This is a genomic window from Pauljensenia sp. 20925_1_34 (genome assembly GCF_041432775.1).
Taxonomy (GTDB): Bacteria; Actinomycetota; Actinomycetes; order Actinomycetales; family Actinomycetaceae; genus Pauljensenia.
In genome coordinates, this window is sequence record NZ_JAPWAG010000002.1 from 157,578 (window position 1) to 178,198 (window position 20,621).

Annotated in this window: 16 protein-coding genes; 2 read left to right on the forward strand and 14 right to left on the reverse strand. The window is 64.1% G+C overall.

What is annotated here, in order from left to right:
• Positions 1–71 precede the first annotated feature (71 nt).
• Positions 72–503 (forward strand): hypothetical protein, encoded by a 432-nt coding sequence (locus O3669_RS01655; protein ID WP_314769851.1) that lies wholly within the window; start codon positions 72–74, stop codon positions 501–503.
• A 242-nt stretch (positions 504–745) separates the two neighbouring features.
• On the opposite strand, the gene O3669_RS01660 is transcribed toward O3669_RS01655, so the two are convergent.
• The 9 genes from O3669_RS01660 to glmS form a co-directional block, all read right to left on the reverse strand.
• Entirely contained in the window at positions 746–1,219 is a 474-nt protein-coding gene (locus O3669_RS01660; protein ID WP_371523387.1) for a hypothetical protein, read from the reverse strand.
• Between the two features lie 138 nt (positions 1,220–1,357).
• A complete protein-coding gene (locus tag O3669_RS01665; protein ID WP_371523388.1) occupies positions 1,358–3,133 on the reverse strand; it encodes an alpha/beta hydrolase in 1,776 nt (591 codons plus the stop codon).
• Positions 3,133–3,483, reverse strand: a complete 351-nt coding sequence (locus tag O3669_RS01670; RefSeq protein WP_371523389.1) for a hypothetical protein — start codon at positions 3,481–3,483, stop codon at positions 3,133–3,135. Before O3669_RS01670 ends, O3669_RS01665 begins: the two co-directional genes overlap by 1 nt.
• 255 nt (positions 3,484–3,738) lie before the next feature.
• Entirely contained in the window at positions 3,739–3,885 is a 147-nt protein-coding gene (locus O3669_RS01675; RefSeq protein WP_295920680.1) for an NAD(P)H-hydrate epimerase, read from the reverse strand.
• 455 nt (positions 3,886–4,340) lie between these two features.
• Complete coding sequence (locus tag O3669_RS01680) at positions 4,341–5,240, reverse strand: GRP family sugar transporter (RefSeq protein ID WP_371523390.1); 900 nt, start codon at positions 5,238–5,240, stop codon at positions 4,341–4,343.
• Positions 5,241–5,611: 371 nt separating this feature from the next.
• Entirely contained in the window at positions 5,612–6,067 is a 456-nt protein-coding gene (locus O3669_RS01685) for a hypothetical protein (protein WP_371523391.1), read from the reverse strand.
• Positions 6,060–6,437 (reverse strand): helix-turn-helix domain-containing protein, encoded by a 378-nt coding sequence (locus tag O3669_RS01690; RefSeq protein ID WP_295920675.1) that lies wholly within the window; start codon positions 6,435–6,437, stop codon positions 6,060–6,062. The genes O3669_RS01685 and O3669_RS01690 overlap by 8 nt, the downstream gene beginning before the upstream one ends.
• 40 nt (positions 6,438–6,477) lie before the next feature.
• A complete protein-coding gene (locus O3669_RS01695; RefSeq protein ID WP_371523392.1) occupies positions 6,478–7,029 on the reverse strand; it encodes a hypothetical protein in 552 nt (183 codons plus the stop codon).
• Between the two features lie 199 nt (positions 7,030–7,228).
• Entirely contained in the window at positions 7,229–9,142 is a 1,914-nt protein-coding gene (gene glmS / locus O3669_RS01700) for a glutamine--fructose-6-phosphate transaminase (isomerizing) (RefSeq protein ID WP_371523393.1), read from the reverse strand.
• Between the two features lie 180 nt (positions 9,143–9,322).
• Here glmS and coaA point away from each other — a divergent pair, with 180 nt between their 5' ends.
• On the forward strand, positions 9,323–10,270 hold the full coding sequence (coaA, locus tag O3669_RS01705; protein ID WP_371523408.1) for a type I pantothenate kinase: 948 nt from the start codon (positions 9,323–9,325) through the stop codon (positions 10,268–10,270).
• Positions 10,271–10,336: 66 nt separating this feature from the next.
• Here coaA and O3669_RS01710 read toward each other — a convergent pair whose 3' ends face one another.
• From O3669_RS01710 to O3669_RS01730, 5 genes are all read right to left on the reverse strand, one after another.
• On the reverse strand, positions 10,337–14,041 hold the full coding sequence (locus O3669_RS01710) for a cadherin-like beta sandwich domain-containing protein (protein WP_371523394.1): 3,705 nt from the start codon (positions 14,039–14,041) through the stop codon (positions 10,337–10,339).
• Between the two features lie 158 nt (positions 14,042–14,199).
• Positions 14,200–15,132 carry a carbohydrate ABC transporter permease gene (locus tag O3669_RS01715; protein WP_371523395.1) on the reverse strand — a complete coding sequence of 311 codons (933 nt, stop codon included), beginning with the start codon at positions 15,130–15,132 and terminating at the stop codon, positions 14,200–14,202.
• Positions 15,129–16,040 (reverse strand): carbohydrate ABC transporter permease, encoded by a 912-nt coding sequence (locus O3669_RS01720; RefSeq protein WP_295921641.1) that lies wholly within the window; start codon positions 16,038–16,040, stop codon positions 15,129–15,131. The genes O3669_RS01715 and O3669_RS01720 overlap by 4 nt, the downstream gene beginning before the upstream one ends.
• Before the next feature lie 106 nt (positions 16,041–16,146).
• Entirely contained in the window at positions 16,147–17,550 is a 1,404-nt protein-coding gene (locus O3669_RS01725) for an extracellular solute-binding protein (RefSeq protein WP_295965979.1), read from the reverse strand.
• A gap of 158 nt (positions 17,551–17,708) precedes the next feature.
• Positions 17,709–20,555 (reverse strand): glycoside hydrolase family 2 TIM barrel-domain containing protein, encoded by a 2,847-nt coding sequence (locus tag O3669_RS01730; RefSeq protein WP_371523409.1) that lies wholly within the window; start codon positions 20,553–20,555, stop codon positions 17,709–17,711.
• Between the last annotated feature and the right edge of the window lie 66 nt (positions 20,556–20,621).

The following is a 20,621-nucleotide window of genomic DNA, read 5'->3' on the forward strand; positions in this document are numbered from 1 at the left end:
CTGCGCGCGTACCCATTCAAGGGACCATACAGCTGACGGAGCGTGCAAGGCGCTCGGAAAGGACACGAAACATGTGGAGCGGAATCGGCTGCGTGGTGTTTGGCTGCCTCCTTATTCATGCGTGGTGGTTCGAAACATACACGGACTCGCCGCTTGCCAGATCGTGGCGGAGGATGTCTGCGGCACTGTCCCCCACGCGCAACGCCCAGGCGATGCTGCGCCCCTGCGTCGGCCTCTGGTTCTTCTTCGGAGGAATCGCTCTTCTTCTCGAACCAATTGGTGCCCCTGTCTTTATTGTGAGGGTTCTGCTCTTCATCGCTTTGTTAGCGCTTGTGGTCGGGGTCGTGTATTTGTTGCCGTTTCCTCTGCCTCGTTTTGCTGATCCGTATTATCAGTACTTGAAGCGTCACGGCCTACTGGACGCAACGGGTAAGCCCCTCCCGGATGCAGACATTGAACGCATTCTTGCCGAACGCGAGGACGGGATACCGCCGCACGCATAGCGTGGGCAGGTCCGTCAGGCAACGTCAAGGGTCTTGGCGACGCCCGCCAGGGACATGAGAATCGCTAGCCGCCGGCGGACAGGGTCATGCGCACGCCTCTTCCACGCTAGTAGCCCCATCCCCCGCCCTCGCACACTCCGTCGCCGTTATGTCTACTGTTTCACAGACACCTCATGGTGGTATTCACACAACGGGGCGCTGCCTATGTGCCAGTTCACGACCGAGGGCTGGCGGACAAGCCCTCAGCTCTGAGTCCCCGATTGGGAGGATCGACCGAAGGTCCCTTCCATGACAGTCATGTCGGGGAAACGTTCGACCGGATCCCAGTCCTTGAGTATCTGCCGGTAATCCTTCAGGGTCAGCTCCCCCAGCGGGTGACAGCCGGTCTCGTACGCGATGCTGAAGCCCTCGTTCGGAAAATACACGACCGTCATCGTGTCGGCATCACCTGGACGCACCCACCTCATCGTCGCGTGCTCGTCGGCAACAAACTCCGGCGGGGGAACAAAGCCCGCCTCCTCCAAAATGTGCGACGACTCAGCAAGATGCCCATCACCATCCATACGCACACTAAAGAGCAGGGAGTGTAAACGAGCTCCAGCGCCGTCCTCACACCCCGTGAGCGACTCATTCCTGAAGTAATACAATTCGTCGCCGCTATTGCGCCGCACAACATCGGCGATAAACTCCACGAAGACCGGCTCGGTGTGCTCCATGAATTCACTGATGGTCTGGCGCTTCTCAAAAGAAGTCTTACCCTCAGGCGGATCAAACCACTCCCGCCCAGAAGGAACACACCCTACCAACGCCGCACACACCAGCGCACACAACACCCCCACAACCCGACGCATCACTTAACACCCCCCAACCACGCGGCTAATGTCATCAAAAGCAACGTTGTGCTGCCCTTGCTGGGCGGGACTGAAGTAGGTCGAGTGGTTACCGAAAGGATTCGGAATGTCGGTGACGGCCAGCGGGCCAAGCGCAGTCGGGGCCAACCACCAGCGATCATAGCGGAACTCGAAGAGATTCTTATGGTCTTGAGCACCCGTAGTGTCCCCCGACAGGTGCTCGATTCCTTCGAGCTGATCGGGGTTCCTGCCGAACGATCCGTCCGGCCCGATACCCTGCACCGCATCCAGCGATGGAACCGCGCTGACGTAGACGTGTCCGGACTCAACCCCCAAGCGCTCAACGGACTGGACGGCGCTGCCCGGCGAGCCTGTGTAGATGAAGTCGTCGACGACGCCGCGCCCGATGTCACGCATCGCGAAGCCACCCGTCGTGGACCCGTAGGAGTGCGTCACCGCGGTCTGATGAACGGACATGCCGCGTTCCTGCCGCCAGGCGTCGATGCCCGTCACGTGCTCCGTGAGGCGCTGGCCCCCCGCCTTCGCCAGATTCACCGAAGCCACGGAGGTATCGCCAGTCTTAAAGAAATCCGGAGGAGCGTCGTAGTCGAGCCACGCGATGGTCGCGACATCGCTTAGATCTATGCGCGCTTGCTCTGCCGCTTTGACGCGTAGACGCTGAGCCGTATCCATGTAGCGCTCAACCGAATCGTGTACGTTGGTGCCCATTCCGGGCACCAGGGTAGCAACGTGCGCAGCGTTATCGACGTCGCCGAAGGCAATTGCCGCCTTAAGACGGTCCCCACTGTCATCAAGGGCAATGAGCGAAGCATCCTTATTCTCCTCAGCTCCCAGCTCATTCTCCTCAGGTCCCAGCCGTTTAACCAACAGATTGAGTTCGTCGAGCCTATGCTGCGCCGCTTCAAGCTCATCCTTGTGGGGATTTGGCCTCAGCCCCTCACCACGAGCATCGTACTTGTGAGGATTTGCTTGAGCCTCGTCATACAGCGCCTTCACGCGATCATACTCGGCCTGCGCCTCATCCAGCATGGACGTTCCCGGGATGCGATTACCGGAGGCGTCCTTACGTCCATTCAGGACAAGGTCGTTCGCGGCGGCGCGCGACGCCATGTCGATGCCGTCAAGATTCCCGTACAGTTTGGGATTCCCCTCAATGCAGGCTTGCCGTTCGGCCTCGGTGAGGGAATTCCACCAGGCCGAGACCTGGCGAGGCGTCCACGTGGAGTCCGCATTGTTGACGAGGCCGGGTGAGGCCGACGCGTGATTCTCGTTCGACGAATAGGTTCCGTCCCCGAGAGCCTTGAGCCGCGCCGCGAAGGCGACGTCAACCCGGTCGGCCTCGGTCAACGTCTCACTCAGTAGCTCTGTCAGCTCCTCGTGTTTACTACTGCTCACCCCGTCGTCATTGACCAGAGCCGACACTGTTCCATCATCTGAAATCGTGCACCCGAGGCTGGCGCTCAGCTCCTTGCATGAATCCGCCTTCGCGATAACAACGCGCACGCCGTCGTAGGCCTCGGCACAGGCCATCATCAGCTCGCTTAGCTCGTTGACGCGCGCATCGAGATTCCCCTGGATGGCATCGAGCGCCGATCGCATGTCGCTGGGCGCTTGACCCGTCGACGCGATAGAACTCTTATGCGATGCAAGCTCCGCCGCTTGATTGGACGCGGCCTTGCGAGCATCCTCTGCGATGGCGATGGCCTCATTGAGGCCCGCATCGGTCCATTCCTTCACGTCAGCCCATGACAGTCCCATCAGCGCTCGGCCTCCCACATCTGACGCAGCTTGTTGCCGGTGAGCGGCCCGTAGACGTGCGCGGGGACCGTGAAGCTCACGCTGGACGCGTCCTCCGTGGTGGCGTAGTTGGTGATGGACTCGTCGACAGATTGGGAGAAGTCCGACAGCGCAGTGACGACGCCTGTCACGTCGTCATCGATACGATCGCACGCGCGCTCCGATTCACCCACACTGGTTGCTCCCTGCATCGCGCTCGTCACGTAGCCGCCGATGTCGGCAACGGTGACGGGCTCCAAATCCTCGCCCACGATCCGCGTTCGATCACGCAACACTTCAAGATCGCCCTCCACGATGTGCAGATCTGTCATTCGAGTCCCTCCTCTACCAGGCGCAACGCTGCGCGACTCTGTCACATATCGACCCTATCAAAGAAGTTCAAAGCGTTAAACATTTACCCACGAATCCGCAGGTCACGCGCGATTCACAAACACAGCCCGGGATTATAGAATCTTTCGCACTGCTGAGGTCAGTCCCGGACGCTGCGGTAGGGCGCGATAGAGTCCGCTCCAGCGGATTGCGTCATCGGACAGTCAGGTGACACTCTGGACCCACCTGCACACGCGTTAAACCGGCTCTTCGCATGTGAGCGTGTGGGTGGCACGCAGGATCGGATCCGTGATCGCGCCATCGTCGTCGGTCAGGCCCGAGGGGACGTCGATCGCGATGACGGGCCGCGGCTTGATGGCGGAGAGCCTGTTGAGGAGCTCCACGGATTCCGCGAGTGCGCCCGTGAGCGGGCCTTGGCACCGGTGCCCACGACGCTGTCGATCCGGGCGTGTGCGAGGAACACTTCGGACCATGCGGGCGTGTTCTCGATGGAGCGCAGCGACTGTCCGCCGAGGTCAATGATGCGCACGACCGCGGCCGCAACCTCGCCCGCGACGTCGAGCATGTAGCGGTCCAGATCTCCCTCAGAAACCGCCTGATCAATGCACTTTTCTCCAGTTCCCGAGCGTGGGCGAAGGACAGAGCAGCTCTATCAATCGTGAACATGCACCATATTCTGTCGCACCGCGCACGCCCGGGGTGCCCGCTTGCGCAACGACGTCACAGTGCCCGCGGATGCAGCCCGGGCCTCGTCCCGAATGAGGAACGAGGCCCGGGAGAGTATCGGGGTCGCCACCGCCGTCGCGCACCGAGCGGTGAGGTGGCTCCATCGCGTCACTTAGGCCACGTCGAGGGTCTTGGCGACGCCCGCCAGGACCGCGCCTACGATGACGAGGGCGACGCCGATGATGGTCCAGCGCAGCTCCTTGCGCGAGCGCGTCTCGTGGAGCCACAGGATGCCCAGCGGCGTGGAGATCAGGATGCCCAGCTGCGAGAGGGTGAAACCCGTTCCCGCGCCCAGCTTGTTGGAGTTGAGCTGGAGAAGCAGGATGGCGGTGCCCCACAGGACGCCGTTGACAATCGAGGGGATCATGCGGCGGTGGCGCAGCGAATCCTCGGGGTCGACCCCGCCGCGCCCCTGGATCGCGAAGAATGCGCCGCAGTAGGCGGTGTAGCCGATCGCCTGAGGCAGCAGGAACTCGGCGGGCTGGATGCCGAACCACTTGATGATGAGCGGGAAAGCGACGAGGCCCAGCGTCGAGGTCGTCAGCAGGAAGGCGCCACGCTTCCAGTCGAGGGACGCCGCGTCGGAACCGGACTCGGAACGCGACAGGAACCAGATGCCAACGATGAGGACGGCGATGGCGGCGATACCGTAGGGCAGCGCCCCGCCGTGAAGCCACTCGCCGAAGATCGCGATGCCCGCCAGGGACATGAGGACCAGCTGGCCGCCGGTGGACAAGGGCATCGTGCGGCTCATGCCGAGCACCGAGTAGGAGCGCAGCTGGTCGCACACGCCGACGCCAAGGAGCAGGCCGGTCAGGAAGGAGACTCCCAGGTTCAGCGGCGTCCACGCGGGATGCAGGAAGGGGGTGGCGACGGCGGCCATGAGCAGGCCGCCGAGGACGGCGCCCATGACTCGCTGGCGGTCTGAGCCGCCGGTCTTTCCCATCAGCGTCGTGGCGACACCGAAGAAGACTGAGGGCAGGATGCCGATAAGGATCGTGGACAGGGTCATATGCGCACCTCCTGGGGTGGTCGCGGCCCCGATTGACGAGGCCGGGGTGATTTACGTTGGTGGGTGCGGCAGGAGCGCCGCCACCTCTTCCACGCTAGTCTCCCCCTCCCCCACCCCTGCAAACTCCGTCGCCGTTTTGGCTCCTGTTTCACATGTACGTCGTGAAGCCTTTCACCAGACCAGGCCCCGTCCATGAGGCAGCGCACGCCCAGGTTTCGGAATCTGACACCGATCCACGCAATGCGACCCGGGCCTCGTCCCTGGATGAGGAACGAGGCCCGTTAGCGCTCACGAAGCCGCAGCCTGGTGCCGCCCTATCGAACGAACAAGATCGGAAGACGCACACAGCCCTTGCGCGAGAAACACCTGGACTACTCGTTGAGAGTGAATACGATTTGACCAGGGCGAAGGAGAGGCAGAACAACCGCCGTGCCGGTAACCCGCGTGGTCAGATCACTGAGGGCCTCACGAACATAAGGAAACGCCGCCATGAGCGCGACTCTCGATGCAAAGTCTGCAGGGACTTCAGGAGCGAGAGCAAACTCCTGGCAACCCTCGTAGTAGGTAATGACCGCGATAATGGCCTGCCACTGCGTAGCCTTAAACTGGAACTCAAATCGTGTTCCGAAACGTTTGCCTTCGTGGCGAGTGCCGAGCATACAGTTGATCTCGATCGGCGTCGACTCACTGCCTTCGAGATCGGAACCCGCCTGGGGAGCATTTTCCACAAGATCAATCGACATGTGGTCAAAGCGAATGTCTGCAAGCTGGAGTTGTGCAGTCTCAAGCATCTCGTCGATGCTCGTCAAGAGGGGGGTCTCAGACATGAGCTAGCTCCTGCGTAATGCTGATCGTCTGTGCCTGACGCGGTGTCGCCGGAACACGGACAGTCGCCTTGGCGGCTCCGGTCATCTGCCACGTAGCGGGCACACCCTCACCACAGTCATCGACAACCTTAATGTCGAGGAGTGCGTCGACGGCCATCGCGTATCGGATGATGGATGACACGGTCGGGTTAGCGTCATAGCGTTCAAACGCAGCGACCGTCGGCTGACTGACACCCATGCGCTCGGCGACAGTCTGCTGGCTGAGCTTATGCTCCTTGCGGAGGCTTACCAAATCCTCGAGAAGGCGATCCTTCGCATCGACCAGCAGATCTGCGCGGCGCTCAAGGATCTCATCACTCACTGAAGTCATAGATTAAACTATATAAGTGTGAGATGACGTTATGCAAACTTCAGTCATGTTGTGTGCGCCGCTCGACACCCCAGCATGTGGAATATCCCGAGTTGAGAAGGCTTTCGGCAATGCCGATCTCAGCGTCTTGCGCGGCCTTGGTCGCAGCCGGGTCCCCCTCGACGATTACCTTCCCATGAGCGTGAAGGCCCAGTATACAAAGGCCAAGCTGATCGTATGGCTGAGCGTGGATGAGGCGAATCTCAACCTGAACATAGGATTCATTCCCTAAGGGATTAACTTCGCGAACATTGATGTCCCGCCACCGAATCTCAAAGAGAGTGGCACCCCCGCGTAAAGATTTCAGCTCTCCCGGTGGTCGGAGCTTACCTTGAGCCGCTTTTTCCAGGCGCTTTCTAAAACTCGCTCGGATCATTGCCTCTTGGTATGGATTCCAGCGACGGTTCGCCGGTTTCTTGATGGCCGCCATGAGAGCATTCACAGCTAGGCTAATGTGCTCTTGAGCCGTACCAATGCCGCCGCCATACCAATAGAAGTCCGCAGGCAGGCCGAGACACGCATTCGACCTGGAGGAATCATCTGCGACGCTCATGAACTCCATGGTAGCCGGGTGGCATTGAATTGTGAGCACACATGCCGTCGAGAGCTTGCCACGTACAACACGCAAGGGGACTTCACGGTCGCCCCGAGCATGAGGAACTGAAACCAGACCACAAAACTGCCCGGGCCTCGTCCCTGGATGAGGAACGAGGCCCGGGCGCGTCCGCAGGACAGGTGCCCCGCGCGGGTGGTTACTCCACCGTCACGGACTTGGCGAGGTTGCGCGGCTGGTCGACGTCCAGCCCCTTGACGGAGGCGAGCTCGCACGCGAAGATCTGCAGCGGCACGACGGTCAGGAGAGGCGCGTACAGGGTCGGCACGGGGGGCACGCGGAAGACGACCTCGGCGAACTCATCGACGGAGGTGTCCCCTTCCTCGGCGACCACGATCGTGCGGGCGCCGCGGGCGCGGACCTCGGCGATGTTGGCCAGGACCTTGCCGTGCAGCTCGGGGCGGCGCGGGGTTGGCACGATGACGATGACCGGCTGCCCCTCGTCCACGAGCGCGATGGGGCCGTGCTTGAGCTCGCCGGCGGCGAATCCCTCGGCATGGATGTAGCAGATTTCCTTGAGCTTGAGCGCCCCCTCGAGGGCGACGGGGAAACCGACGTGGCGACCCAGGTAGATGACCGAGGTTGCGTCCTGCATCGTGCGGGCGAACTGGCGGACCGTCTCGCCGCTCTCGAGGATGCGGGCGATGGCCTCGGGGACGCGCGCGAGCTTCTCCATGTAGTCGGCGATCTCGTCGGCGTACTTGTTGCCGCGCACCTGCGCCAGGTACAGGCCCAGGATGTAGCAGGCGGTGACCTGCGCGGTGAAGGCCTTCGTGGAGGCGACCGCGATCTCGGGGCCGGCGTGGGTGAGGATCACGGCGTCAGATTCGCGCGAGATCGTCGAGCCGGGCGTATTCACGATGGCGACGACCTTGGCGCCCTGCTCGCGGGCGTGGCGGATCGCCTGGATGGTGTCCATGGTTTCGCCGCTCTGCGAGATGGCGACGACCAGCGTCTTCTCGCCCACCACCGGGTCGCGGTAGCGGAACTCGCTGGAGAGCTCGACCTCGCAGGGGATGCGGCACCAGTGCTCGATCGCGTAGCGGGCGACCTGGCCCGCGTAGGAGGCGGTGCCGCAGCCGATCATGATGACCTTGTCGACGGAGCGCAGGACGTGCTCGGGGATGCGCACCTCGTCCAGGGCCAGGTGTCCGTGAGAGTCGATGCGATCGGCCAGGGTCGCACCCACGGCCTCGGGCTGCTCGTGGATTTCCTTCTCCATGAAGGTCGGCCAGCCGTTCTTGGTGGCGCGATCGGAGGAGAAGTCAACCTCGTACGCCGCGCGCTCGACGGGGTTGCCGCTGGGGTCGATGACGGTCACACCGGTCGCGGAGACGACCACGACCTCGTCCTGGCCGACCTCGAGCGCGCGGTTCGTGTGTTCGACGAAGGCCAGGACGTCGGAACCGAGGAAGTTCTCACCCTCGCCCAGGCCGATGACCAGCGGGGAGGATCGGCGGGCGGCGACGATAACGTTCGGGGACTGGTTGGAGACGACCAGGAGCGTGAAGGTGCCGTGCAGCTGGGCGGTGACCGCGCGCATGGCCGCAACCAGTCGGCGCGCCACCTCCTCGTCGGTGCCGCTCAGTCCGGCGACCGCGCCAGTGTACGAGGCCGGGGCTGCCTCATCGTAGGCGCGCGCCAGCAGGTGGACGACCACCTCGGTGTCGGTCTCGGAGGCGAAGGTCTCGCCGTCGGCGACGAGGGCGGCACGCAGGGTGTCCGCGTTCTCGATGATGCCATTGTGCACGAGGGAGAAGCGGCCGTCCGGGCTCGTGTGAGGGTGAGCGTTCGCGACCGTGGGGCGACCGTGGGTGGCCCAGCGGGTGTGCCCGATACCGGCGTAGGCGTCGGCGGGGCTGTCCGCGTCGACCTCTTCGACGAGGTTGACGAGCTTACCGACCGCGCGGCGCACGTACAGGCCCTCATCCGAGGCCAGGGCGATGCCCGCCGAGTCGTATCCGCGGTACTCCAGGCGCGCCAGACCGCCGAGGATCACCTCGCGGCTGCGCTGAGAAGCCTTGCATCCAATATGTCCAACAATTCCACACATAGAACTAATTCCAGCACACCTACCCCGCTCGGGACATATAACGTGTGTCGCTTCACGTGGTGAACGTCAGGTGAACACGGGGCGCGCACATGCGCCCATGTGAGGGAGAATAAGCCCGTGAGCACCACTGACGCCTCCTCGCACACCCCAGCCACGGCCTCGTCGACAGCGGCCCCGAACGTGGGATGGCGGGCCAATCCCAGCCCCTACGCCCGCTTCGACCGCTGCGCGTGGGACCGCCTGACGGACCGCACTCCGCTGCCGCTCACGCAAGAAGACATCGACCAGATCGCGTCGCTAGGCGACCCCATCGACATGACGGAGGTCGACATGATTTACCGGCCCCTGTCGGCCCTTCTCCAGCTCTATATCGACGGGCGCCGCCGCACCGCCGCCGAGCGCCACGCGTTCCTGGGCGAACCCGAAGGCCACTCAACCCCCTTCGTCATCGGCATCGCCGGCTCTGTCGCCGTCGGAAAGTCGACGGTCGCGCGCCTCCTCCAGCTGCTGCTCTCCCGCTGGGACTCCACGCCGCGCGTGGACCTGGTGACCACCGACGGCTTCCTCTACCCGAACCGGATCCTGCAGGAACGATCCCTCATCGCCCGCAAGGGGTTTCCCGAGTCCTACGACCGCTCGGCCCTCATTTCGTTCCTCGCCTCGGTGAAGGCCGGCAACCCGCACGCAAAAGCCCCGGTGTACTCGCACGTCACCTACGACATCGTGCCCGACACCTACGTTGACGTGGACCGCCCCGACATCCTCATCGTCGAGGGCCTCAACGTGCTCCAGCCGCCGCGCTCGGCACCCGGTTCCATCTCGGTGGCCGTCTCGGACTACTTCGACTTTTCCATCTACGTCGACGCCGACGAAAAGCTCATCGAGCAGTGGTACGTCGATCGTTTCCTCAAGCTGCGCGCGACCGCTTTCTCGCGCGAGGACTCCTACTTCAAGACCTACGCCTCGCTGACCGACGACGAGGCCGTCTCGACCGCCCACGTCGTCTGGAACGCGATCAACCTGCCCAACCTGCGCGAAAACATCCAGCCGACCCGCGAGCGCGCGACCCTCATCTTCACGAAGGGCCCCGACCACCGCGTCGAGTCGCTGGCGATCCGCAAAGACTGACCACCACCGAACGAGGCCGCAGCCGGAACACCCGGCCACGGCCTCGTCGATCATGCGCAGGTTCGGTTACCCGATCCAGGCGCCCGAGGGCGCGAACTGGTACCAGGTTCCGCCGATCAGCTCCCAGCCGGTGGCCATGGAGCCGTCACCACGCAGGTAGAACCACGTGGGCCCGTCCTGGATCCAGCCGGTGTGCATCATGCCGTTCGCGCCGAAGTGATACCAGGCGCCGCCCAGATGCTGCCATCCGATGGCCATCGCTCCAGATGGCGTCAGGTAGTACCAGGCGCCACCGTCGCTCACCCAGCCGGTGCGCACGGTGCCGTTTTCGGACAGCAGGTACCACTGTCCACCGATCATGGTCCACCCGGTTGCCATCGCGCCCGACGCGGGGTCGAAGTAGTACCAGGTGCCGCGGTCCTTGACCCAGCCGATCTGCTGGGCGCCCGACGCGCCGTGGAAGTACCAGTGTCCTTCCTCGTAGACCCAGCCCATCTTCAGGTAGCCGCTCGCGTCGAAGCGGTAGGTCAGCCCATCGATCACCAGTGTCTCGTTGGCGGCGTAGGTGCCGTCAGAGTAGGCGTACCACCAGCCGAAGTATCCAGACTTCCACTGGCCACTGCGAGGCTGGGGCGCGGGATCCGGGGTCGGCTGGGGCGCCGGGGTGGGATCCACGCTGGGGCTCGGTTCCGGGGTGGGGGTCGGGTCCACGGAGGGGGCTGGATCCGGGGTGGGCTCGGGCTCCGGCGTCGGGTTGTCGACCGTCACCCAGTACAGGAAGCGCGAGTCGCCGCCGCCGACGGCGTGGAGCACGACCTGCGAGGTCTCGCCCTCGCCCAGCTCGACTTCCTGCGTCGTCTTGTCCGCGGGGTTGACGAGCATCAGGTGCGCGCCCGCGCTCGGCTTCTTGACAGTCAGGGTGATGTCCTGCGCGGTCTCGGCCAGCGAGCCGTTGTCGGTGCGCGGGTCGAGGAGGTAGGACGGGTAGCGGGTCTGGCCGGTCAGGGCGTTGACGACCATGAAGCCCACGGGAGCCGTTGTGGAGTCGCCGAAAATCTCGGCGGACTTGGCGCCCTCGAGGCCCTTCAGCTGCTCGAAGTAGCCGACGACGACGTCGCCGGGCATCCCGTCGTTGACGGAACCGACGTTGGTCACCGACAGGTCGACCAGGCCGACGGCAGCGTTGGCGGCCACGGCCTCGTCGCCAGAGGCGAAGTTGCCGTAGGTGTAGCCACTCAACGTCGGGGCCTCGGCGCGTGCCGCGTACTGTCCGGGCTTGTAGGCAACGAACGTGGAGTTCATGGCCTTCGTGTAGTTACCGATGTAGGAGACGTTGCCGAAGATGTTGGAGAACTCGTAGAACGAACGCGTCGGAGCACCGTCGTGGTCGATGATCGAGGAGCGGTCGTAGCCGTTGTACTCCATGCGGAACAGGCCAAACCACTTCTGGCCGGTCGCCAAGCCCAGGGAGGGAACGATCGACTTTTCGGAGGCCGACACGTTGGCGTCCCAGTTGTAGTCCAGGTACTGGCCGTACAGGATCGGACTGGAGCCGTCACCGCTCGTGCCCTTGAGGCCGTATTCGCGCTGCTTCTTCCAGGTGTTGGTGTTCAGCAGGTTCATGACCACATTGTTCGGGGCCGGGCCTCCGTTGGCGCCCCAGTAGTACTTGTCCCAGCTGAGCAGGTCGGGCTGGGCGTTTTCGACGTAGTAGCTCAGGTTCGCGTCGCGGTACCAGGACGGGTCATCCCAGGAGTTCGCGTGGACGACGGCGCCGGGGATGTTCTGCTTGGACCAGGCGAACCAGTTCTTGAAACACTCGGATTCGCCGCGGTTGAAGCCGCCCTCGTCGCCGTACTGAATGTCGACGAGCGTGGAGGCATACGGCTTCATGTACTCGTTCATGAACTCACCGGGCTCGCCGGCGTTGCACATGCTGTTCTTGCCGTAGGGAGCCTTGGCCAGTGCCCACGGCGCCCCCTTGCCCAGGGACTCCATCATGGCGGTGTTGAACATGGGCAGGTCGTAGAACATCGGGAAGGCGCCGCCCGTGAGGTCGCGCTCGTTCGCATCGAAGCCGCCGCGGCCGTATCCCTCGGAGGGGACCCACGCGGGCATCATGACGCCGTACTGCAGCGCGAGGGCCTGGGCGCGGTTGACGCCCCACTTGCCCTCGCCCGGGTCGAAGCCGGAGTAGCGCTCGTACATGGAGTTGTCGACCGCCGGGGCGACGGGGGTCTTGCCGGCGGGCAGGCCCCACACCTCGAGGTCGTTGAAGGTCACGGCGGTGGCGATGTTCTGGGGAGTCTGGGGTTCGGTCTCGTCGTTCATCCAGATGCGGATGTTCGTGGCGAGGTGGTAGGCGTTGAAGTCCCAGTACCACAGGCCGCGCGCGTCGCGCGTGAGCGAGGCGTGGGTGACGATCGTCTTCCACGGTCCCCCCTCGGTTTCCTGCACGGCGATCGCCACGGAGTTACCACCGTGCCACCCCTGCACGCCGGCGGGTAGGGTCGGGGTGCCCCAGCCGTTGACGCGGTGGACGTAGCGGGCCTCGCCCAGGTGCAGCTCGATACCTGTGACGCCCTCGGACCACTCATTGGCTCGCACGAGAGGATCCGAGGTCCACGTCGTGGTGGGGTCGAGGTCGGTCAGAGCCGCGTTGTCGGTCTCGCTTCCGCCATTCGCCGAGGCCGTGGCCGGGATCAGCACGTTTCCGCGAAAGTCGGTCTCCACCTTGGAAATGTTGACGACGTAGGTGGCTTCCTTGCCGTCCTTGGCCACGTGAGCGGTGATGACGTTGAGACCGGTTTCGAGGTCGAGGTTAGCCACGCGCCCGTCGGCGTCGGGAGTCGCGTCGTTAATGGTGACAGTTGCCCCCTCGACGGTGCGGATGCGGGCCGAGACGGCCTTGGCGTGGTAGTAGCCGGTGGCCGTGTAGGTGTGGGTGCCGGGAGCGAAGTCCACGGGCTTGCCGGGTTCGCCATAGGGCAGCTGGTCGATGACGAAGTCAACGACGAGGTCGGACGCGCCCGATCCCTGCGCGGGGGCCTCGGGGTGGGGCACGACGGGACGGGTCGCGTCGTTGTGTCCGCCGCCCTCGTCGCTGCCGTAGGAGGTGATGGCGTTGCCCTCGGCGTCGCAGGGCAGGAGCTTAATGTCGGACAGCGCCATGTCGGACTTGCCGGGCGCGAGGGAGCGCAGGCCCGCCAGGGCGATGACGCGCTTCGTGGTCGCCGGGAAGGTGACGTACTGTTCCTTGTTGCCGAACTGGAGGTCGCTTCCGTGCGTGACCTCGGTGCCACCGTCCCAGGTTCCTTGGGCGACCTTCGCCTTCCAGTCCTCGAAGGAGGCCTCAGACGCGGGGTTGCCGGGATCTTCATCGAAGGCAAAGACGCGGTATTCGCCCGGGAACTGATCGTTTCCGAGGGTGGAATCGTAGGTGGGGCGCGGGGTCAGGCCAAGGCCGCAGACCTGGGTGCCGGGGGTCGGGTTCTGGACCGCCAGGGCGTGGGGGTAGGGGTCGAGGCCTCCCTTCCACTTGGTGGTCCAGAACGTCTTGGTTGCGTCGGAGCGGGCGGTGTCGTCATCGACGAGTGCGGCGATGGTGCCGTTGGGGGCTCCTTCGCCGACCTTCTCTTCGGAGGTCGCCCACAGGACACTCGGGTGGTAGGGGGCGTCGGGTGCTGCGATGGCCGCGGCGGGCACAAGCCCGAGCATCGTGGCCGCAAGAATCGGGGCTCCAAACGCGCCGATAATGGGTCTTTTCCCCATGAGTTTAACTCCTTCGTCAGTATGGGGTTAATATCCGGGATCCGTCGCTTGACGATCGGGACCCCACAATACCTAACACGTGTTAGCTTTTTGTCACAGAACCTCCTTTGTGGGTAGAAAAAGCCCCCGCGGATGCTCGCGCACCCGCGGGGGTGAGATTAGAACTTCAAACCGCCATCTTCGATGCCGCGGAAGAAGAACTTTTGACTGAAGGCGAAGACCAGGACGACGGGCACCATCGCCACGACAGCGCCTGCCAGAACCAGCTGGTAAGTGACGCCCTGAGGCGAGTTTTGGATCGCCGTCAGGGTGAGCATCAGCGTCTGCTTGTTCGGGTCGGGCAGCATGAGCAGCGGGAAGATGAAGTCCGACCAGGCCCCGATGAAGGAGGTCAGGCCGACGACCGTCAGGGTGCCTCGAACCTGGGGCAGGAAGATCGACCAGAAGCGGCGCACCTCCCCAGCCCCGTCGATAAGGGCGGCGTCTTCGATCTCGTCGGGGATGCCCATGAACGCGGCGCGCATCATGAGAATCTGGAAGGGGCCGATCATCGCGACCATCCACACGCCGGGAAGCGTTTTGTACAGGTCCAGCTGGACCATCATCTTGAACAGCGAGAGCATGATCGACTCGAAGGGGAAGATCATGGCGGACAAGACCACGAAGTACATGATGTTACGCCCGCTCCACCCACGCCTCGACAGCATGTAGCCACCCACGCACGAGAGGACCACGTTCGAGGCGACGGTCAGGGCAGCAATGATCGCGGAGTTCCTGATCGCCCCCAGGACGTTGGTACGCTCGAAAAGAACGGAGAAGGACTCGAGCGACCACTGCTGCGGCAGGATCGTTGCCCCCTGGCCAAAGACCGACTCGCCGGGAGCCTTGAAGGCTGCCATCAAAGGCAGGATGAGGGGGCCGACCAAGACGATGGCGACAACAATCAGGACGACGTAGCGGGCAAACAGAGCTCCGCCACGCATCTGGCGCGAGGCGACATTGCGCCCCTGGCGCTCGAGCCGACGCTCTTTGCGCCACTGCGCGAATCGCTGGCCGAAGGAGGTGGTGTCGGTGGGAGAAACTGTGCTCATGAGTCTTCAGCCTTCCTCTGCAGGCTCTGGGAGGCAATGATGAAGCCGAAGGTGATGAGGAACAGACACACCGACGCCGCATCGCCTTGACCGAGCGACCCGAATGTTGGGTCGACGATCCGATCACGGATGTACATCGTCAGGGTCTTGGTGGGCGAGGCCGACCCTCCCAGCAGGTAGACCTCGGTGAAAATCTTCAGGCAGCCGATGGTCGTCAGCGTGGCGACCAGGAACATCATGACCTTGACACCGGGAACGGTCACGGTCATGAAGCGTCGAATGGGGCCCGCGCCGTCCAGTTCGGCAGCCTCATACAGGGATTTATCGACGTTGGCCAAGGCCGACAAGTACAGAATCATGTAGTAGGGCAACCCCTGCCACAGCGTGATGAGCATGGCGCAGAACAGGATGAGCCACTGATTCGACAGGAAGGGGACCGCTTCCATCCCCCACGAGGTCAGCAGGTTGTTGATAGGGCCCCGTTGATCGAGGAGGTAGCGCCACGCCAGCGAGATGACGACCAGCGAGGAGATGGCCGGCAGGTAGTAGAGCGCACGGAAGAAACCGATGCCGGGAACGTGCGACTTGACCAGGAGAGCCAACAGGAGGGGCAACAGAACCATGAGCGGGACGACGCACAGAGCATAGATGAGCGAATTCCTCAGGGCCTCCCAGAACTCGGGGTCTGCGAGGATCGCGCTGTAGTTGTCGATGCCGACGAAGCGTCCGGTACGCCCCAGGGGCTTTGTCTTCGTGAACGACACGTAGACGGTGGTGATAAAGGGGTAGATGTAGAACGAAATAATGGCGAGGACCGGCACGGTGACCCACAGCCAGGGAACCCAGCCGGGGCGGAACCGGGCGGCTCCATTGAGGGAGCGCTCCTTCGCGCTCATACGTATCGGCATACCAGTGTCCTTCATGAGATGCGCACGGTCACGGGTCGGCGACCCTGGGCAGAATATGAGATGCATCGGGGGGCCGAGGCCCAGCCTCGACCCCCCGCGCGTTCAATCAGTCGTCGAGAGCCTTGAGCTTCTCGTTCATCTGATCCTGTGCGGTCTTGAGGGCGGTCTTAGGATCAACCTCACCGCGGATGGCCTTGTTGACGTTCTCGATGAGGGTATCCTTCACCGCGCCGGTCGCGTAGAAGACGTCGGTGTAGGCCTCGGCATCCTCGGCAGCCTTCGCGGCTTCCTCGTAGGCAGCCTTGAAGACGGGGTCGTCGGCGATCTCCGGCGGGTTGTTGACGAGCTTGTCGAGAGCCTCAGTGGCAGCCGGGAAGATGATGGCGCCGCCATCGTGCGTCCAGGCGTACTCGTTCTCAGCGTTAGTGATCCACTCGGCGAACTTCATGGCCAGGGGGGCATTCTTAGTCGTGACCGAGACGCCGATGTACTGGCCCTCGAAGACGGGCTTGATGCCGGGGTTGGTCGGGAAGGGGCCGACGCCAGTGTTCTCGTAGACGGTCGCATTGTTGCTCTTGACCGACTTCAGGAAGGAGGCGTTGGGGGTACCGAAGGCGAGATTGCCGTCGGTGTATGCCTTGCCCGGGTCAGGCTCGCCGGTCAGCGAGTCCTTGGGGATAGCGCCGGAGGCGTAGAGCTCGGACAGCCGCGTCACGTAGTTGATGGCGGCCTCGTTGTCCGCAAAGTCGAAGGCGGTCTTGTCCTTGTTGAGCAGGGTGACGCCCATGCCGTGCAGCTGAGCAATCATGTACCACTCGGGAGAGCCGTAGATGCCGAAGTCGCCCTGCCCATCGGCGCCAACCTTTGCGGCGGCATCGAAGAGTTCGTCCATAGTCTTGGGCGGCATGTTCTCATCGAGCCCGGCGCGCTTGAACACCTCCTTGTTGTAGGTGGTGATGTAGGGGCCGAAGTACCAGGGCAGCGCCGTGTGGTGATCATTGGCGCCCAAGGCAGTGGACTCCCAAATGGAGGGCACGAACTTGTCGCCGATGCCGGGGGCCTTCACATCGTAGTCCATGAGGAAGTTGGACTTGGACAGCGCGAGGATCGTGGAGGAAGGAACGTTGACGACGTCCGCCATCTTGCAGTTCGAGGCCTGGGCCGTGATGGTCTGGTCAAACTCGGCGCCGCCACCCTGGTCGGTCCACTTGATCGTCACGCCGGGGTTGGCATCTTCGAATTCCTTGATCTTGGCCTTGAAGAAGTCCCCAAAGTCATTCTGCAGGCCCTGGGTCTGGAACGTGATCTCGCCTTCGACCTTCGAGGTGTCGATTGTCGAGTCGTCGATGTTGCCCGCGGGAACGTCGCAGGAGACGTCGGGTGCCGGGATGGAACCGGAGGCGGATCCACCGCCGCCGCTGCCAGAGCCACCACCGTCGCAGGCGGCCAGGCCGAGGGTGCTGAACATGGCAAGGGCAACGATGCCTGCCGCCATCTTCTTCTTCAACATGCGAAACCTCCATTGGTCCGTTCTTGTTGGTCGATCGATGGGATCGAGTCACTAACTATCTCGTGTTAGTTGATGTATGAATCATAGCGACTTCATGTGCTCTACGCATCATTTGTCAGCCGCGTCGAGCGTCGTTATCAAGCCGCAACATAACAACGTCAGTTGCAACCATTCCCTACCTGGGCAATCACACACCTCAGCTCGCACTCGCGCATGCGCCCGGCGAACTCGGGCCGAGCGTCGGGACCGCACGATCGGGTGCCGATCCCATCCTGGAACACGTCGAGCCACAGGAACAGACGATTCGACTCGGGCAGATCCTCCCAGTGCGAGGCCTGGGCCAGCTCGCGCTCGTCCCACGGGCTGACGCTCCACCCCAGGGGCGAGGCGGGGAGGATGAGGAACTCCCCGGCCTCGCCGCGAAGGGACAGGGCCTCAAGGCCCGCTCGGTGCCCGCCTTCCTGGGGCCGCACGCCAACGTCCCATAGGTCAGAGGCGTCGGCGATGCCGCACCCCAGGGTGCCCGGAACGGACATGTCGGGGTAGCCGATCATCGTGTCGCCCAGCCAGGACGCCTGCCAGGATGCTCCGGGAAGCTCGATGCGCAGGCCGAGGCGCGGCACGCGCGGGGGCCAATTGCCGTAGGGAGCAACCCGCGCCGAGACGGACACGCCGCGGGCCAGCCCCTCACCGATGCGGCAGGGCGCGTATTCCCACGTGAGAGTGACACCAAATTGCGCGGCGGGAGGCGACCAGCGTTCAACGACGCGGCGCACCGCCCCCTCCTCCTCGATGGAGACGAGGCGTCGGCGCAGCAGGTGCAGGCGCGCGCTTTCCCAGCGCATGGCGTGGGAGATCCCGGCTTCGCCGCGCCCGACGCCGAGGGGTCCCACGTCAGAGGCATCGATCCCCCAGTAGTCGACGGGGCCTCGGCCCCGATCATTGTCGGTGGGGGCACGGAACACGCTCAGCTCGACGCGAAGCGGCAGGAGCCACTCGCCAACACCCCGGAGGAGACCTCGCTCGTCAAGGAGATAGGACGCGTTGGATTGCTCGGCCGAAGGCTCGAGAGCGATGGGGGCATCCGCGAGCGCCCGCAGTCGCGCCTCCTCCTGCGCCGAGCCGCAGCGGGCTTCCTCGATGGCCCGGGCGAGCGCGGGAGCGTCCGGAGCCATCGCAGCCACCCAGGCCCACGTGCCCGCATAGGGCCGCGAGAGCGCGTCGACGAGTCCGTCGCACACGAAGTTGCCGTCGTGGACCTCCTCGCCGAAGTCACCACCGTAGGACAGGACGCGGCGCCCGTCCGACAGGGCGCGCCACAGGGCATGGTCGCGCCATTCCCACACGAATCCGCCGGCGTGGCGGGGGTGACTCATCTGCGCGGCGTAGCCGGGCGCGCCAGCGGGGCCGGTTCCCATGGCGTGCAGGTACTCGCACATGAGGTAGGGGGCGCGGCGGATGCGTTCGCGCGCCGCGTCGTCGACCTGCGCTGCCACGTGGGTCGGCACGGCGACCTCTGCGTGGAGATCGCTATCGTCGAGGACGGCGGCGACCTCCTCGAGGGTTGGGTACATGCGCGAGTAAATATCCGTGTATTCCAGGGCGTGGTCGCCCTCGTAGTGGACGACGGCGCGCCCACCCGTGCGCTCGCGGATCCAGCGCGCACAGGCGGCCAAGTTCACCCCAGTACCCGACTCGTTGCCCAGGCTCCAGCTCATAATCGAGGGATGATTCTTGTCCCGCTCGAAGGCTCGCACTGTTCGATCTAGGTAGGCGCCGGCCCAGCGCGGGTCGTCGGAGGGATTGTCGATCCACTCCCCCGTCCCTTCGAAGCCGTGCGTCTCGATGTCACCTTCGAGCATGACCCACAGCCCGATCTCGTCGGCCAGGTCCAGCAGGCGCGGGTGGGGCGGGTAGTGAGAGGTACGGATCGCATTGATTCCCATGGACTTCATGAGAACCAGGTCGGCCCGCGCCCACTCGTCATCGAAGACGCGCCCTTCGTCGGCACGCACCTCGTGCCGGTTCACGCCGTTGAGCGTCAGGGGCGCCCCGTTGGCGGTCAGCACGCCGCCGTCGATACTCACGCGCCGGAATCCGACGCGCAGCGAGCGGTCCCCACTGACGAGGCCGTCTCCCCCTTGGATGCTCACGTGCGCGTCGTAGAGGGCGGGGTCGTTCGCGCTCCACGGGCGCACATCCCCCAGTGAGAGGCGCTCGGAGCGGTAGCGCCCGTCGGCGCCCCGCTCAAGGGCCAGCAGGCAGGAGCCGACGCCGCCGATGTCGAGTCGCCCCACCAGGGAGGCCTCGCGAGCGCCAAGCACCCGGGCCTCGACGCTCGCGTAGCCGACCCCGGCCTCGTAATCGGTGTCGATCCACAGATCCTCGATCGCGCCGGGGGCGAGGTGACGCAGGCTCACGGAACGGAAGATGCCGGGAAGCCACCACTGATCCTGGTCCTCCAGATAGCTGCCGGAGCTGAACTGGTGAACGCGGACAGTGATCGTGTTCGCGCCGGGGCGGACCAGATCGGTCACGTCGAACTCGTGGGCCAGGCGCGAGCCGCGCGCCATCCCCACCCACGTGCCGTTGACCCACACGGTGGCCTGGCTTTCAACACCGTCGAAGCGCAGGGCGACGACCCCTTCCCCCCAACTGTCAGGCAGGTCGAAGGAGCGGCGGTAGTCGCCGACGGGATTCTCCTCGGGCGGGTAGGGAGGGTCCACCGGGAAGGGGAAGTCGACGTTCGTGTAGGCGGGGCGCCCGTAGAGCCCGTCCTCGCGCAGCACCCAGTGGCTGGGGACGTCGATGTCGCCTGTGACGGGCTCGGCCGGCGGCTCGGCCCAGGGGCGCTCAGCGTCGACGAAGGGATCGGGATCTGTGCGGAAGTGTGCGAAGCTCCAGGTTCCATCGAGGCTGATCACGCCCGAGTCGTCGGCCAGATGGGAGCGAGGCGGCAGGAGGGCGCCCGCGCCGGGAGAGTAGGAAGGTATCATCATTATCACGTCTGCGTGCCTTTCGGATGTCGTCATCGAAACTCCGATCGTTGACACCAAGACTAACACGTTATA

What these genes read in the sequence shown, in the direction of transcription:
- O3669_RS01655 (WP_314769851.1), top strand. Translation starts at nt 72, where the DNA reads ATGTGGAGCGGAATCGGCTGCGTGGTGTTTGGCTGCCTCCTTATTCAT.
- O3669_RS01660 (WP_371523387.1), bottom strand. Translation starts at nt 1,219, where the DNA reads ATGGAGCACACCGAGCCGGTCTTCGTGGAGTTTATCGCCGATGTTGTG.
- O3669_RS01665 (WP_371523388.1), bottom strand. Translation starts at nt 3,133, where the DNA reads ATGGGACTGTCATGGGCTGACGTGAAGGAATGGACCGATGCGGGCCTC.
- O3669_RS01670 (WP_371523389.1), bottom strand. Translation starts at nt 3,483, where the DNA reads ATGACAGATCTGCACATCGTGGAGGGCGATCTTGAAGTGTTGCGTGAT.
- O3669_RS01680 (WP_371523390.1), bottom strand. Translation starts at nt 5,240, where the DNA reads ATGACCCTGTCCACGATCCTTATCGGCATCCTGCCCTCAGTCTTCTTC.
- O3669_RS01685 (WP_371523391.1), bottom strand. Translation starts at nt 6,067, where the DNA reads ATGTCTGAGACCCCCCTCTTGACGAGCATCGACGAGATGCTTGAGACT.
- O3669_RS01690 (WP_295920675.1), bottom strand. Translation starts at nt 6,437, where the DNA reads ATGACTTCAGTGAGTGATGAGATCCTTGAGCGCCGCGCAGATCTGCTG.
- O3669_RS01695 (WP_371523392.1), bottom strand. Translation starts at nt 7,029, where the DNA reads ATGAGCGTCGCAGATGATTCCTCCAGGTCGAATGCGTGTCTCGGCCTG.
- glmS (WP_371523393.1), bottom strand. Translation starts at nt 9,142, where the DNA reads ATGTGTGGAATTGTTGGACATATTGGATGCAAGGCTTCTCAGCGCAGC.
- O3669_RS01710 (WP_371523394.1), bottom strand. Translation starts at nt 14,041, where the DNA reads ATGGGGAAAAGACCCATTATCGGCGCGTTTGGAGCCCCGATTCTTGCG.
- O3669_RS01715 (WP_371523395.1), bottom strand. Translation starts at nt 15,132, where the DNA reads ATGAGCACAGTTTCTCCCACCGACACCACCTCCTTCGGCCAGCGATTC.
- O3669_RS01720 (WP_295921641.1), bottom strand. Translation starts at nt 16,040, where the DNA reads ATGCCGATACGTATGAGCGCGAAGGAGCGCTCCCTCAATGGAGCCGCC.
- O3669_RS01725 (WP_295965979.1), bottom strand. Translation starts at nt 17,550, where the DNA reads ATGTTGAAGAAGAAGATGGCGGCAGGCATCGTTGCCCTTGCCATGTTC.